The sequence below is a fragment of the Candidatus Pantoea persica genome, assembly GCF_013753875.1.
Taxonomy (GTDB): Bacteria; Pseudomonadota; Gammaproteobacteria; order Enterobacterales; family Enterobacteriaceae; genus Pantoea; species Pantoea persica.
In genome coordinates this window covers 51,558-64,776 of sequence record NZ_SMDS01000023.1, presented here as the reverse complement: position 1 = coordinate 64,776, position 13,219 = coordinate 51,558, and the positions used below count along the sequence as shown (strand labels likewise).

General features: G+C 59.9%; 8 protein-coding genes and 11 pseudogenes. 5 read left to right on the top strand and 14 right to left on the bottom strand.

The window, feature by feature from the left end; genetic code table 11:
* Nucleotides 1–70: 70 nt before the first annotated feature.
* Nucleotides 71–871 (top strand): annotated as a pseudogene (yidA, locus tag EIO60_RS15795) (sugar-phosphatase).
* An 88-nt stretch (nucleotides 872–959) separates the two neighbouring features.
* Nucleotides 960–2,074: pseudogene (locus EIO60_RS15790) on the top strand (YidR family protein).
* Here the strand turns inward: EIO60_RS15790 and EIO60_RS15785 are convergent.
* Nucleotides 2,058–2,400, bottom strand: a pseudogene (locus EIO60_RS15785) (YceK/YidQ family lipoprotein). The pseudogenes EIO60_RS15790 and EIO60_RS15785 sit on opposite strands and share 17 nt — an antisense overlap.
* A gap of 286 nt (nucleotides 2,401–2,686) precedes the next feature.
* Here EIO60_RS15785 and ibpA point away from each other — a divergent pair.
* Nucleotides 2,687–3,103 carry a small heat shock chaperone IbpA gene (gene ibpA, locus EIO60_RS15780; RefSeq protein ID WP_258577358.1) on the top strand — a complete coding sequence of 139 codons (417 nt, stop codon included), beginning with the start codon at nucleotides 2,687–2,689 and terminating at the stop codon, nucleotides 3,101–3,103.
* A 97-nt stretch (nucleotides 3,104–3,200) separates the two neighbouring features.
* On the opposite strand, the pseudogene EIO60_RS15775 reads toward ibpA, so the two are convergent.
* Nucleotides 3,201–3,862 (bottom strand): annotated as a pseudogene (locus EIO60_RS15775) (EamA family transporter).
* 16 nt (nucleotides 3,863–3,878) lie between these two features.
* A pseudogene (locus tag EIO60_RS16300) lies at nucleotides 3,879–4,396 on the bottom strand (YbaK/EbsC family protein).
* Here EIO60_RS16300 and EIO60_RS17185 point away from each other — a divergent pair.
* Nucleotides 4,292–4,714 (top strand): hypothetical protein, encoded by a 423-nt coding sequence (locus tag EIO60_RS17185; RefSeq protein WP_309484726.1) that lies wholly within the window; start codon nucleotides 4,292–4,294, stop codon nucleotides 4,712–4,714. The pseudogene EIO60_RS16300 and the gene EIO60_RS17185 overlap by 105 nt on opposite strands.
* Here the strand turns inward: EIO60_RS17185 and EIO60_RS15760 are convergent.
* The 5 genes from EIO60_RS15760 to EIO60_RS15740 form a co-directional block, all read right to left on the bottom strand.
* Nucleotides 4,700–4,897 carry a hypothetical protein gene (locus EIO60_RS15760; RefSeq protein ID WP_258577355.1) on the bottom strand — a complete coding sequence of 66 codons (198 nt, stop codon included), beginning with the start codon at nucleotides 4,895–4,897 and terminating at the stop codon, nucleotides 4,700–4,702. The genes EIO60_RS17185 and EIO60_RS15760 overlap by 15 nt on opposite strands.
* Before the next feature lie 39 nt (nucleotides 4,898–4,936).
* The gene (locus tag EIO60_RS15755) at nucleotides 4,937–5,503 is read right to left on the bottom strand and encodes an ATP-grasp domain-containing protein (RefSeq protein WP_374058215.1); all 567 of its coding nucleotides are present in this window, start codon (nucleotides 5,501–5,503) and stop codon (nucleotides 4,937–4,939) included.
* Nucleotides 5,504–5,599: 96 nt separating this feature from the next.
* Complete coding sequence (locus EIO60_RS15750; RefSeq protein WP_258577354.1) at nucleotides 5,600–5,968, bottom strand: hypothetical protein; 369 nt, start codon at nucleotides 5,966–5,968, stop codon at nucleotides 5,600–5,602.
* 77 nt (nucleotides 5,969–6,045) lie between these two features.
* A complete protein-coding gene (locus tag EIO60_RS15745) occupies nucleotides 6,046–7,047 on the bottom strand; it encodes a hypothetical protein (RefSeq protein ID WP_258577353.1) in 1,002 nt (333 codons plus the stop codon).
* A 40-nt stretch (nucleotides 7,048–7,087) separates the two neighbouring features.
* The gene (locus EIO60_RS15740; RefSeq protein WP_258577352.1) at nucleotides 7,088–7,261 is read right to left on the bottom strand and encodes a hypothetical protein; all 174 of its coding nucleotides are present in this window, start codon (nucleotides 7,259–7,261) and stop codon (nucleotides 7,088–7,090) included.
* Between the two features lie 240 nt (nucleotides 7,262–7,501).
* Between EIO60_RS15740 and EIO60_RS15735 the strand changes: the two are divergent.
* Nucleotides 7,502–8,676, top strand: a pseudogene (locus tag EIO60_RS15735) (aminotransferase-like domain-containing protein).
* Nucleotides 8,677–8,820: 144 nt separating this feature from the next.
* On the opposite strand, the pseudogene EIO60_RS15730 reads toward EIO60_RS15735, so the two are convergent.
* The 6 genes and pseudogenes from EIO60_RS15730 to EIO60_RS15705 all read right to left on the bottom strand — a co-directional run.
* Nucleotides 8,821–9,998: pseudogene (locus EIO60_RS15730) on the bottom strand (valine--pyruvate transaminase).
* Between the two features lie 80 nt (nucleotides 9,999–10,078).
* A pseudogene (locus tag EIO60_RS15725) lies at nucleotides 10,079–10,725 on the bottom strand (NAD(P)-dependent oxidoreductase).
* An 83-nt stretch (nucleotides 10,726–10,808) separates the two neighbouring features.
* Nucleotides 10,809–11,228 (bottom strand): annotated as a pseudogene (locus EIO60_RS15720) (MFS transporter); the annotation flags it as partial.
* A gap of 78 nt (nucleotides 11,229–11,306) precedes the next feature.
* Nucleotides 11,307–12,257: pseudogene (locus EIO60_RS15715) on the bottom strand (sugar kinase).
* Between the two features lie 9 nt (nucleotides 12,258–12,266).
* Nucleotides 12,267–12,494, bottom strand: coding sequence for a hypothetical protein (locus tag EIO60_RS17030; RefSeq protein ID WP_374058214.1), 228 nt, complete (start codon nucleotides 12,492–12,494; stop codon nucleotides 12,267–12,269).
* 182 nt (nucleotides 12,495–12,676) lie between these two features.
* Nucleotides 12,677–13,143: pseudogene (locus EIO60_RS15705) on the bottom strand (YMGG-like glycine zipper-containing protein); the annotation flags it as partial.
* Between the last annotated feature and the right edge of the window lie 76 nt (nucleotides 13,144–13,219).

Genomic DNA, 13,219 nt, shown 5'->3' with positions numbered 1-13,219 from the left:
CCATTAAACTGGTCAATGTGAGCTGAATCGCACTAGCATTTAAGCCAAACCCTGAATCAACGAGGAAGCTATGGCGATTAAACTGGTTGCAATTGATATGGGCGGCACGCTGCTTAACCCACAGCACGAGATTACCGCTGGCGTAAAGTCAGTCATCGATCGCGCGCATAAAAAAGGCGTTGCCGTGGTGCTGGCGGCCGGTCGTCCCTACGTCGGGATCCAGCGCTACCTGATGGAACTTGACTTGGTCAATGAGGGCCAATATCTGCATCAGCTACAACGGCGCGCTGGTGCAGGGCGAAAGATGGTGAATGTGTGGCGGAGATCACCCTTGGCTTCGACGACTATCTCTACGTTGAGCAGATGGCGCGCGAGCTAGGCGTCCATTTCCAGGCGTTAGACAAATCGTCGCTCTATACGCCGAACAAAGACCTGAGCAAATACACTATCCATGATGACCAGCATTCCGGTGTGCTATCGCGCCGTGGTGGAGATGGATCGCGCCACCCGTTTTCCCAAGCTGATAATGATCGACAAGCCCGCGCTGCTGGACAGCGCTATCCAGCGCCTGCCAGCTAAAGCCCAGCAAAACTACACCATTCTCAAAAGCGCGCCCTACTATCTCGAGATTCTCGATAAGCGCGTCAACAAAGGCCGGGGCGTGAAAATGCTGGCGGAGAAACTTGGCCTGGCGCGCGACGAGGTGATGGCGATCAGCGATCAGGAAAACGACCTGGCGATGATTGAATACGCGGGCACAGGCGTGGCGATGGGCAACGCCATCGACGCCGTGAAGCAGATCGCGTAGTTCGTCACCAAAACCAATATGGAAGATAGCGTCGCGCACGCGATCGAAAAGCTGGTGCTGTAACCGGCGCTGCGCAGGCGGCCAGCAAAAAAAAGTCGGCTGCATCTTTAGCGCTTTTGGCGTAGCGTGTGGGGCAACATTGTTAGCCAGGTTGCCCTGTGCGCGAAAAACAACTCACTTCAGCCCATGCCATCATCAACTGACCAACAGCAACGTCTGGGCCGCCGACAGCCAGTGGCTGGTGTTTGACGTTCGCCCCTCTGGCGCCTCGTTCACCAGCGAAACCATCGAGCGCGTCAACGTGTCGACTGGCGCGATCGAGGTGCTCTATCGGGCGACCGAAGGCGCGCACGTTGGCGTCGTCACCGTCAGCCCCGATCTGCCGCCGCGCTACCTCTGCATCCACGCACCGGAACATCCGGACGACACGTGGCGCTACGACTTTCACCATCGCCGCGGCGTTATCGTGCAAAACGGTCGCGCGCAAAACCTCGACGCCTGCGACATCACGCTGCCCTTTACGCCCGGCGCGCTGCGCGGCGGCTCCCATATGTATATGTTCAGCCCTGACGGCTCGCGCATTAGCTTTACTTATAACGATCATGTGATGCACGAGAGTGAGGTGAAAGCGGATCTGCGCAACGTTGGCGTAGCGGTGCCGCTGCGCGCGGTTATCCCGGAAAAGCAGCATCCGTGCGAATATGACGGCAGCTATTTTTGCGTGCTGGTGAGCCAGACCAACGTCGCGCCGCGGCCGAGCAGTGATGAGATCAACCGCGCCTATTGAAGAGGGATGGACAGGCACGCGCGGCTATCAACGGCCCGACGTAGGCTGGCAGCGCTGGGCCATCGCCTTTATCGGCGATACGCTCTCCGCCAGCGGCGAAAAGCGGCCGGAGGTCTTTATCGTCGATCTGCCGGAGGCGCTGGAGGCGTACGCCCGGCCGGGCGAGGCGCCTCTGGTGGGCACGGAAACGCAGCTGCCCGCCCCGCCGGCGGGCGTGCGGCAGCGTCGCCTCACCTTTACGTGCGGGCTGGCGCAGTTGGTACAGTCGGCATTCAGTTGGCATCCACAGGGTGACGCCATCGCCTTTATCAGCGACGATCGGATCATGCGTTGCGATATGTGCAGCGGCGGCTGCCAGCCGCTGACCGATCTCGTTGCCGACGAGCGGCGACGTGGTGGTCTGGTCGTCGGACGGAGAGCCGATTGCGTTTATACGCGACGTCGACGGCTGGTGGCAGCTGTTTACGGTGTCGGCTTAGCGGGCCAAGGCGCGGCCTGTGCCAGGTTTTCCTGCGTGTGGTTCAGCTTTTCGCTTTGCAGAATGCGTTCGCGCGGGGAGTAGAGAGATTTATCGTCGTCGTTGTGCGCATAATCCCACGGGACCAGCAGTGTATCCAGCACGGCGGAGAAGGGCAGATCGATCAGCACCAGCGGCTTGAGCGCCCAGTTGCTGTTGTCGTCGGTCAGAAGCGCGGCGCTGGTGACGATTCGGCCCGGTATGCGCCATCATGCTGGAGCAGCCGGAGGTCGCCACAGTGCAGCAGGCTAGTGCGTCAGCCAGAGGAATTGCCTGTAATAATTTCATTTTCATCATCCCTTCAGCCGCGGCGTCCGCCCCGGCTGAGTTGGCTTGTCTGATAACATTCCGGCTCTGCGGCAGGGTGCGTCATGTCAGAAGAAAGTCCCCTGAGTGTATGCCATATCAGTAGATTGGCGAAAAAAATTACGTTTTCGCCTCTTGAAAGCGTTGCTGGCATACCCATTTTATAGCTACGGATGCACCCGCTGTCGCCGACAGGGACATCGGAGCGCCGCACGGCCTGTCCATTGTGGAAGGTTGACAAAACTTGCTGAATATCAGGAGTCATTCCATGCGTAATTTTGATCTTGCTCCACTTTATCGCTCTGCTATCGGTTTTGATCGTCTGTTTAACCTGCTTGAATCGAACCAGAACCAGAGCAACGGCGGTTACCCTCCGTACAATGTTGAACTGGTCAGCGAAAACCACTATCGCATCACTATCGCGGTGGCTGGATTCGCCCAGAACGAACTCGACATCACCGCTCAGGATAACGTGCTGATCGTACGCGGCGCGCATCCCGAAGAGCAGATCGAGCGTAAATACCTTTATCAGGGTATCGCCGAGCGCAACTTTGAGCGCAAATTCCAGCTGGCCGACCATATCGTCGTACGCGACGCACGTCTGGAAAATGGCCTGCTAAGTATCGATCTCGAACGCATCGTCCCCGAAGAGGCGAAACCGCGCCGGATTGAAATCCTGAACTAATCAGGTTCAATAAAGAGAAAACGCCGCAGCAGCGGCGTTTTTTTTGCGTGCGCTCGGCGGCTCGCCGCCAGACAACGGCGCCGTTGCAGCACCGCGCTCAGGGATTGGGGCGCATGGTGAGATGCTGGCTGACCAGACCGCCGAAGACGTTCACCATCAGCCTCACGATAATCACCGAGGCGCCCAGCATCTGCTGCGCGGTGAGGTGTTCATCCAGCACTAACGCCGCGCTGAGCAGCCCCACCACTGGCACCTTGCGGTTGCGTAGAATAATCTTGTTGGTGATATTGCTTATTCCCCAGGAGAGCGCCGCCGCCAGCGTCAGCATCATGGTCGTCAGGGTAATGCCCGTCGCCGACTGCCCTTCCATGCCCGCCGTCGCCAGCATAAACATGCCGAGCGTGGCGATCATAATGCCGGCGATATGGTTCCAGCGCAGCTTCTCCGCCAGCAGCAGAGAGTAAAAAACGCCTGCGCCTGCAGTACCAGCGACGCTAGCTCGGCGGGAATGCCGAGCTTGATGGCGAGAAAGAGAAAGGCGAACTGCCCAAAGCTGATGGTCATGCCGTACACCACCAGCCAGCGCAGCGGAATGGCGGGACAGCGCACGAAAAAAATCGCCGGAAAGGTTATTAGGGTAAAGCGCAGACCCGCTAGCAAAAAGGGCGGCATGCCCTGCAAACCGAGCTTAATCACCACGAAGTTGATGCCCCAGGCGACGACGTCGCACAGCGCCAGCAGCATATCTTTAACTGACATAGTTTTTCCCCTGCCGTCAGGCGTTAACCGCCACGGGCGTGGCGATATCGGCGCCGCTGGCGTCGCCAACGATGCGGAAATAGTCCGCTGCGTTGAGGGTGATCGATTTTTCTAGCGCCCCGGCGTTGAACCACAGCGTACCGACGTCGCGCAGGCGCGTATCGACGCGCAGCGCCTGCCGGTCATCAAAACTAAAGGGCGGCACCGCGCCCATCACGCAGCGACATCTCCGGCGAGGCGAAGCTCGATTTTTTCCCGCCGATGGCGCGCGCCTCGCTTTTGAAGTTGATTTTGCTGTCGCCCGGAACGATCGCCAGCAGAAAGCGCTGCGCTGTCCGGCATCGTTACTTCCAGCACCATCGCCTTTGCCGCCTGGCTCAGCGCGTTGCCGCGCAGGGCGCTGATGACGTTGGTCTGGCCAATAGCCTCATGCTCCACAACGCGGTAATCGGCGCCGTGACGATCGAGCAGCCCGGTTATCTCTGTAAAGGTGGTTGTATCGTGTTCTCTTCGTCTTGCAAGGCTGCGCCTCAGGCGTCAGCTCCACGCAATCGCGTGTTTCATTTTTTTGTCGGTCAGGCCAAAGAAGAAGCCCATGGTGATGCGGGTATCGCCTTCAACCCGATCGATTTCATGATAAAAAGCGGGATTAAACATATAGATGTCGCCGCTGCGCGGCGAGAACTCGCAGATTTCGCTCTGCGCCACCACGCCAGTCTGGTAGCCCAGCTTGCTCGGCGTCTTGAGGCGCTCATCCTCCGGCAGCCATTTCTTATTGAAAATCCGCAGCGCGCCGCCTCAGCACCTGCGCCGCGTCAAAGTCGCCGTGCGCCAGAATCATTCTGCACATAGTAAATTTCCTCCTGAAATACGCGACGTCGCACGCACCATGTCGTTGAACATCGCCAGAATATTGTCCCGGCCGCCGGCGCTCAGGCGCAGAATACCGAGCAGGCCCGCATGGCGCGTCAGATCGGCGTAGAGCGACGAGAGACGCGAGACCTGCAGGCTGGGGGGATTCAGCAGCAGCAGCACCCCCTGCTGATGTTCGGCAATCCAGCTCTCCGCCTCTTTTCAGCTGCGCCGGCTGGTGCATGCGCAGCTGGCCCACCGCGCGTGGCGATGCCGGAAAGCGCAGCGCGGGCATATTGCCGTGCGCCGGAACGCCACCTCAGCCCATTTGATGTCGGTGACCTCCTGAATCAGATTCACCAGCCCCATGCCGGATAGGCGGAAGCCCATCTCCACAAAGTGCGGCACGCCGTCGACGACGATAAAATCGATATGAAACGCGCCGCAGCGGTAGTCAAAGGTGTCGCAGCAGTACGCCATCAGCCTGGCGAACGCTGGTGGCAGCGCGTCGTCGGCGACCGCGACGTGGCCGGATTCGTAAAAGTTGACGCAGCCCTGCGCGTCGCGCTGCTGCTCTATCACCTTCTGGCAGCAGGTAAAGGCGTGCGGCCGGCCGTTATGCACCAAGCCCTGCAGCGAATACTTATCGCCGTCGAGCAAGCTTTCGACGATAAAACCGCTAAAGCCGCGCCCGCCATAGTTCATAGTCTCCTCCAGCTTGCGCACTACGGCGCCTAGCTGCCCCGGCTCCTTTACCAGCCAGATGTCCAGCCCGCCGCCGCCATCCACCGGCTTGATGAAGCAGGGATAGATTAACGCCTGATGCGCGTCGAGAATGCTGAGCGGCGAGGCGAAGAAGCGGAACTCCGGCTGCGGAAAGCGCGGCTAGGCCTTTTTCAACGCCATGCGCTGGGCGTATTTATCCAGCGGAATAAAGGTGTGCGGCGCGTCAGGCCCCGCCAGTATTTCGCGCACCCGCCCGGCGCAGACGTTGTAGGCTTCGAAGCCCGCCAGCACCACGCGCGGATGCTCCAGCAGCCCAGCGCGCAGGCAGGCCTGCAGCACCTCCCAGGGATTTTCCAGGCGGTCGAGGCGCACGATTAAATCAAACGGCAGCGCGAGGCTCAGCGACTGGTAGTCGACAAAATCGCTCATCTCCGCCAGCACGGTGAAATAGCCCTTGCGCTTCGCCACCACGCAATAAGGGCTCTGGCCGTCGCGCGTCGCGCCTATTTGCAGAAAAATTTTCCTCATCGATCCGCCTTACAGGGATCAGCGCCCAGAGATCACTTCGGTCACGGTATCCTGCAGGACGCCGTTGTTTACCTGAATCACCGCCTTATGCGGGTCGAAGCGCAGCATGCGCGACAGCGGATCGCCGACTCCTCCAGCGCGATGCGCTGCTGCGTCAGCCAGCCGCGTAGTTCGCTGCCCTGTGCGCGATAAAGGGAATAGATCATGTAAACCAGCTGCGCCTCGCTGAGGCCGAAAGCCTCCTGTGCGAAGCGCGCCGCGCGCTGCCGCTGGATGGCGGCCTCATCATGATAGCGCGCCGCCATTTTGTCGATCAGTGGCGCCGGGAAATATTTTTGCGCCATCAGCCCGATCGCAAAGCGCACGTACTCGCGAACGCCTTTGCCGTAGCTGCGCTGCAGCAGCGTTTCCGCGCGCAGGCCGCGGATATGGGCCATCAGCGTTGGATTGCCGCAGTCCGATTCGGAAAAGCTGAACATCAGTGCATCGAAGCGAAAGCGAAAGCGCATAAAGTCGTGGAGCAGCGCCCAGTGCGCCCCAGCTTCGTAGGCGGTGTCCTGATAGATATTGAAGAACAGCGGATCGCGCGACAGCTGGTGCATGATGCGGTGCGCGGGCGTCACGCGCCTGGCGCCGTGAATGGCGGTGGAGTAGCGTTCGGCCACGCCGTCGAGCGTCTGCAAAAAGCCGCGAAAGCCCTGGCCCTTCTCGGCGGCAGGGGCGCTGAACAGGCGAGAACGGTAGCGCGCCCAGGCGACATAGGCGGTCTGCTCCTGCGGCGAGTCACCGGTGATAATCACGTCGACGCCGCCGTCGTAGTACGCGGCGAGGCCGAACGAATTCACCATGCTGAGGTTACAGGCGTTGCAGAAGGTGGAGCGCGCGTCGGCGCGGAAGCGGTGGCCGTTCATCAGAACGTCGTTGCGGTTCTGCTGGCGCACCGCCTCAGGAAATGGCAGATCGGCCTGAAACGGATGGATCTGCATGCCGTCGATCAGCAGACATTCGACAAAGGCGTCATGGGGAATAGCCAGCGCGCGGTAAACGCGATCGATATTCTCCATCACGCTGCTGCTCATTGCGGCGTGGCGGTTGATGCTAATGCGCAGGCGAAAGGTGTCACTGCGCTTGCCAGATAAGCCCCTGAATATAGCGGACGTAGGCCACCATGTAGCTGCTATCTTTGCCGCCGCCGTAGGCGAGCAGGTGCTGCGCGCACCGTTTAGCAGAATCGATGATTGTCGGCGTCAGGTAGCCTTCAATTTCTCTCATCATGGTGGACAGATTATTCATTTTTTGCGTTTTCCTTTGGCAGGTAAATTCGTTTAAATGCGACGGAAGTTGCTGATTCCATGAAAAACAGGCTATAAAGCGGGACGGTAATGAATCTGCTGGCCGCGGCGTTCGCCAGGGCGACGCGCAGGGAAAAGCGAGGCGAACGCGCGTCATAAAATAATTAAGAGATGCAGCCTAAATTACTTTGAATGTACTCTCTTGAATATACACAGATCTGGACGATATAGGGTGGAACAGATGCCGCTTGAAAGGGAAGAACAGGAGAGCCAGAGCAGCCGCTACCGCCAGATAGCCGAGCAGATTAAGCAGGCTATCCACAGCGGTTCTCTGCCGCCCGACAGCCGGTTGCCTTCGGTGCGCACGCTGACAGCTCGCTTTATCCGGTCAAAAAGATCGGGCTGCTGATGCGCCAGATGGGCTACAGCAAACCGGCGCTGCTTGGCACTACGGTAAAGGCACCAGCTACCTGCCGCTGAAGCATGAAATTGCTCGGCGCGCGGTGGAGTATGGCTGTAATATCAACGCTGACGACATCCTGATCACCAACGGCTGCATTGAGGCAGTGTCGCTGCGCGCCACCCTGACGCCCGGCGACGTGGTAGCGGTGGAGTCGCCCTGCTACTTTGTACTGTTACAGATGCTGCACAACCTGAACCTGCGCGTGATTAAGGTCGAGGCGGTGCCATAGGGCTACGTCGACATAGAGAAACTGACCGCGCTGTTCCGCCGTCGGGCGGTGCAGGCGTTTCTCACTATCAGCAACGTCAACAATCCGCTCGGCAAATAGATCCCCAACGAGCAGAAGGCCTATATTGCGCGTCAGGCGGACGAAAACGACGTAGTGATTGTGGAAGATGATATTTTGGCGACACCGCTTTCGGCGAGCGTCGCCCGTTTCCGATGCGTGCGTTCAGCCCCGACGCCATTCTCTGCAGCGGCTTCTCGAAAACCGTCGCGCCCGGCATCCGTATCGGCTGGGTGCACAGCACCAACTTTATGCGCAAGACAGCGTCGCTGAAGTACACCTCCACTATGGGCACCTCAACGCTGTCGCAGGCGGCGATTGCCGAACTGATGCGCAGCGGTGGCTGCGACGCGCACCTGAACAAGCTGCGGCGCGAGCTGGCAAGTCAGATCCAGCGGATGCGGCAGGTGCTGCTACGGGAGTTTCCGCCGGGCATGTGCGTCTCCGATCCGGAAGGGGGCTATGTGCTGTGGGTGGAGAGATGCCGCCGTAGGCGCTGAACGTGCACGCGCTGTTTCTGAAGGCGCGCAACGCCGGCATCGGCATAGCGCCGGGCCATAATCGCTACGACCACTGCTTCCGGCTGAACGCGGGATTTGGCTGGAATGAGGAGGTGGCGCAGGCGATCTGTCAGCTGGCGGCGTGGTGCCGGGAGTCGCTGGCGTAGGTGCCCGCGCCGCGCGGGACGTCACGTTCCGGCGCGATGCTGTGTCAGACCGCCCGGCATCGTGCCTAAAGGCCGCGCGCCATAGCGCCGCCGCCGACAGCAGTTAACGCCGCGCTTCTCCGGCTGACCACGCGCCTTGCGCCGTCAGGCCGCCTGATCCGTAAACGCCTTCTCGATCTCTTCCGCCAGAATATTCACCGCGCGCTCGATATTTTCTGCATCCGGCACGTAGTTCATGCGCATGCACTGATGGATATTCGGCCACGCCTGCTCCAGACCGGGGAAGAAGACGTGGTCCGGCACCATCAGCACGCCGCGCGCCTTCAGGCGCTGATAGAGCGCTTCGTTGGTAATCGGTAGGTCGCGGAACCAGAGCCAGAGGAAAATCGCCCCTTCGGGCTTGTGGATCAGGCAGCGCTCCTCGGAGAGGTGGCGGCGCAGGATGGCGCTGGTCTGGGCCACCTTAGCCTGGTAGAAGGGCTTAATCACCTCCTTCCGACAGACGCAGCAGATCGCCGCGCTGGATCATCTCGGCGGTGATCGCCGGGCCGATGCTGCCTGGCGCCAAGCTGATAATGCCGTTCATATTTCTCAGGGCGCTGATGGTCTTCTCGTCGGCGACGATAATGCCGCAGCGCGCGCCCGGCAGGCCCAGCTTCGACAGGCTCATGCAGAGAATGATGTTGGGATTCCACAGCGGACGCGCGTCGCTGAAAATAATGCTAGGGAAAGGCACGCCGTAGGCGTTGTCTATCAGCAGCGGCACGTCGTGCTGCTGCGCCAGCGCGTCGAGCTGCATCAGCTCCTCGTCGGTCACCACGTTGCCGGTAGGGTTGGTCGGACGCGACACGCAGATCAGGCCGATGTCGTTATGCAGCGGCAGATGGTAAAAATCGATGTGGTATTTGAACTGGCCTTCTGGAGACGAACAGCCCCTCGTCCAGTCCGGCGTCGGCATCGCCGAGATATTCAGGCGCCAGCGGAAAGAGCACGCGCTTTTTGCCGCCGTCGGCGCGGCGGCCGGCGAACAGGTTAAACAGATAGAAAAAAGCGCTCTGGCTGCCGTTAGTCAGGGCGGTATTTTGCGCCGTCACGGGCCAGCCGCGCGGGCCGTCATAGTTGCAGAGCGCTTCGCTCAGCTTGCCCTCGTTGTGCATCTGCTGCAGCTGCTGAAAATAGTTATTTATCGCCGGGATCTGCGCCGGATTGCCGCCACCGAGCATAATGGTGCCGGGGGTGCGCAGGCCCGCGCCCATATCTTCCATCAGGTGGGAAATGCCGGTGTGCTGGGTAAACTTGTCGCCGAACTGAGAAAAAGCCATATAAAAGTTAAAAATATGTGACGAATGGGGGGGATTAACGATAACGCCCGCCAGCGGCGGGCGTGAATGGGAAGGGCGGATTACTTCAGGATGTCCGGGTGGACGTAGTTTTTCTCGACCTTGCCGCTAAGTGCGGCGATCAGGTTTTCCACCGCATCCTGCGCCATGCCGTAGGGCGTTTCGTGAGTGGCGGAGCCAATGTGCGGCAGCGCCACCACGCTGGGCAGCGAGAAGAGCGGCGACGCCTGCAGTGGCTCTTTCTCAAACACGTCGAGGCCCGCGGCGTGGATCGTGCCCGCTTTCAGCGCGGCGATCAGCGCCTCTTCATCGACCACCGGCCCGCGTCCGGCGTTGATCAGAATGGCGCTCGGCTTCATCATCTTCAGCTGCGCCGCGCCGATTGGTGGGTCTGCTCGGTCAGTGGCAGTCTTATGCAGACGAAGTCGCTCTCTTTCAGCAGCGTCTCCAGATCGCAGCGCTGCGCGCCGAAGCGCGACTGCGCCTCTACACGTTCGCGGCACGCGTTATAGAGCACCTTCATGCCTAAGCCCAAATGGGCACGCTGCGCCAGCGCCATGCCGATGCGGCCCATGCCCAGAATGCCGAGGGTTTTATGGTGCACGTCGATGCCGAATTTGTCCGGGCCGATACTCTGATCCCCGTGACCCGCCTTCACCCAAGCGTCCAGCTCGGTGACACGGCGCGCGCTGCTCAGCACCAGCGCCATCATGGTATCCGCTACTGTCTCGGTGAGCACCGTTGGCGTATGGATCAGCAGCACCTCGCGCTGATTAAGCGCCTCGACGTCAAAATCCACAGCACCGTCATCGGGTTGCCGAGGATGAGAAAGGTGTTGGCGCGCGAACGCTCCGATTTGGTGAACCAGTTGATGATGTAGATCAGCATGGCGGGCATCACCGCCGCTTCCACCACCCCGAGCGCGAAGCGAATCGCCGCCAGCATCGGGATATTGCTCACCACGCCGGTCAGCTAGGCGCAGACGCCCCACAGCACCAGACACCAGAAGATCAGCTTTTTCACGCTGCGGCGTTCGGCATAGACCGCGCCGGGGATCTGAAAAAAGAAGTAGCCGAGAAATAAGAGCGCGCTCAGCAGCGAGGACATGCCTTTGGTAATGCCCAGATCGTCGTTTATCCCTGCCGCAGAGGCGAAGCTAAAGTTTTCGCGATCGAGATACGCCAGACTGTAGGTAATAAACACGATGGGCATGATATACCACTAGCGTTTTGGCGCGATTGTCTGCGATTCCATGGTGTACTCCTCTGATAATGCGGTTTCGGGTGCAGATTAATAATCGCCCAGCTCGCTGCGCGTCGGCAGCTCTTCGCTGTCGCCGATCACCCGAATCGCCAGCGAACCAATTCTGTTGCCGCGCCGGATGGCCTGAGGCAGCGTTTTACCTTCCAGCAGGGCGCTGATCACCCCAACGGCGAAGCCGTCGCCCGCGCCGACGGTGTCGACCACGTTCTCCACGCGCATCGCCTCGACCTAGCCCTGTTCGCCGTCAGCGATTTTATACTAGGGCCGTCGCAGCCGGTTTTAATGATGACCGCCTTTACCCCTTTATCGAGGTAAAAGTCAGCTATCGCCTCCGGCTGGCGATAGCCGGTGAGGATATAGCCCTCTTTTTCGCCCGGCAGCACCCAGTCGGCGTACTCCGCCAGATGGTTAAGCTGCTGGCGCATCACCTCTTCGCTGCGCCACAGCACTGCGCAAATTGGGATCGAAAGAGAGGGTTTTGCCGCGCGCGCAAATCTCTTTCGCACTGTGCTTCAGCTGTGCCAGCGAACTCTCGGAGAGCGCCGAGGCGACGCAGCTCAGGTGCAGATGGCGCGCGGCGCCGAAATAGCCGCTGTTGAAATCGTCGACGGAAAGATGGCTGGCGGCGGAGCCTTTACGGAAATACTCCACCAGCGGATCGGAGCCGTCATCAACTTTGGATTTCAGCTGAGAGCCGGTGAGATAGCGCGTGTCCTGCGTCACCTAGCTGTGGTCGACGCCTTCGCTCTCCAGCACCTGACAAATAAAGCTGCCAAAGCTGTCGTCGCCGACGCGGCTCACTCAGCCGACCTTGAGGCCGAGGCGCGCCAGGCCGATAGCGACGTTAAGCTCGGCGCCCGCCGCACGTTTGACGAAGGTTTCGGCGGCAGCGAGATCGCCGGTTTCGCGGGCGACGAACATCGCCGTTGCTTCGCCGATGGTCACGACGTCCAGCGCGCCGTTGTTCTGAATAGCCATGTTCTCTCCTTACAGATTGCGTAGCAGCGTCACGTAGTAGCGCGTGACTGCCAGCAGATCGTCGCCTTCCTGCTGCCGCCAGTCTTCATTCGCCTCATCCAGCGCGATGGCGCGGAAGCGGTCGCCGTGCGGCACCGCGGCCTTGACGTGGATATAGCGCACGAAGCGGCCCAGCTGATCCGCCGCTGCCGCCGCATTTTCCTGCGCCCAGAGCCAGTTGTCCATGTCGAAGGTCATTACCACCGGCAGGTTGGCCTGCTCCGCCGCCTAGAAAAAATGGCGCAACGGCGCCAGCTTGCCGTTGAAGGCGCCCAGCGCTAGCTTCAGGCGCTGAGCCTGCAGCTGCTGCGACTTTTTAAGGTAGTTCTCCAGCTGCGGATTGAGCGTGCCGTCATCACAGAATAGCGTGTCCGGCACCGAGTAGCGTCGGTGTAGCCCACCACGTTTACCGCGGTTTTCGGATACTCTTTCAGCGCCATCGCCACGCCGCTCTGCGTATTGGCGCCGGCCGGTTTCAGGCTGCTGCTGCTGGAGTCGAAGGTGACGTTATTCGGCATATTCAGCACGATGTTATCGCCCTAGCGGGTAACGCTGACGCTGGTGCCGCGCATCTTTTCACGCAGCTTCGTTTCCTGCACGTCCATGTAGTAGCCGATGCCGCCCGCCCATCGCCTGACGCTGCTCCGATCAGGGCACCCTTGCCACGATCTTTTTTCGAGGAGGAGAGAACGCCAACGCTTGCGCCCATCAGCGCGCCAAGGCCCGCGACGATGCCGGACTTACCCGCCTGCGATTCGTTGGTGTAGGGGTTAACGGTGCAACCAGACAGCGAAAGGCTGCCGCTCAGTAACAGGCAAATCGTCAATGTTTTTTTATACGTGCTCATTCCTAAATCAAAAAAGAAAGATACTAAGTCTTTCAAGCGGCAAAATTATGTCGTCTGAAAAGAGAGAATGAGTGGG

Excerpts from the sequence above, each read along its gene's own strand:
- ibpA (WP_258577358.1), top strand. The coding sequence starts at position 2,687 with ATGCGTAATTTTGATCTTGCTCCACTTTATCGCTCTGCTATCGGTTTT.
- EIO60_RS17185 (WP_309484726.1), top strand. The coding sequence starts at position 4,292 with ATGCTCCACAACGCGGTAATCGGCGCCGTGACGATCGAGCAGCCCGGT.
- EIO60_RS15750 (WP_258577354.1), bottom strand. The coding sequence starts at position 5,968 with ATGAGGAAAATTTTTCTGCAAATAGGCGCGACGCGCGACGGCCAGAGC.
- EIO60_RS15745 (WP_258577353.1), bottom strand. The coding sequence starts at position 7,047 with ATGAGCAGCAGCGTGATGGAGAATATCGATCGCGTTTACCGCGCGCTG.
- EIO60_RS15740 (WP_258577352.1), bottom strand. The coding sequence starts at position 7,261 with ATGAATAATCTGTCCACCATGATGAGAGAAATTGAAGGCTACCTGACG.
- EIO60_RS17030 (WP_374058214.1), bottom strand. The coding sequence starts at position 12,494 with ATGACCTTCGACATGGACAACTGGCTCTGGGCGCAGGAAAATGCGGCG.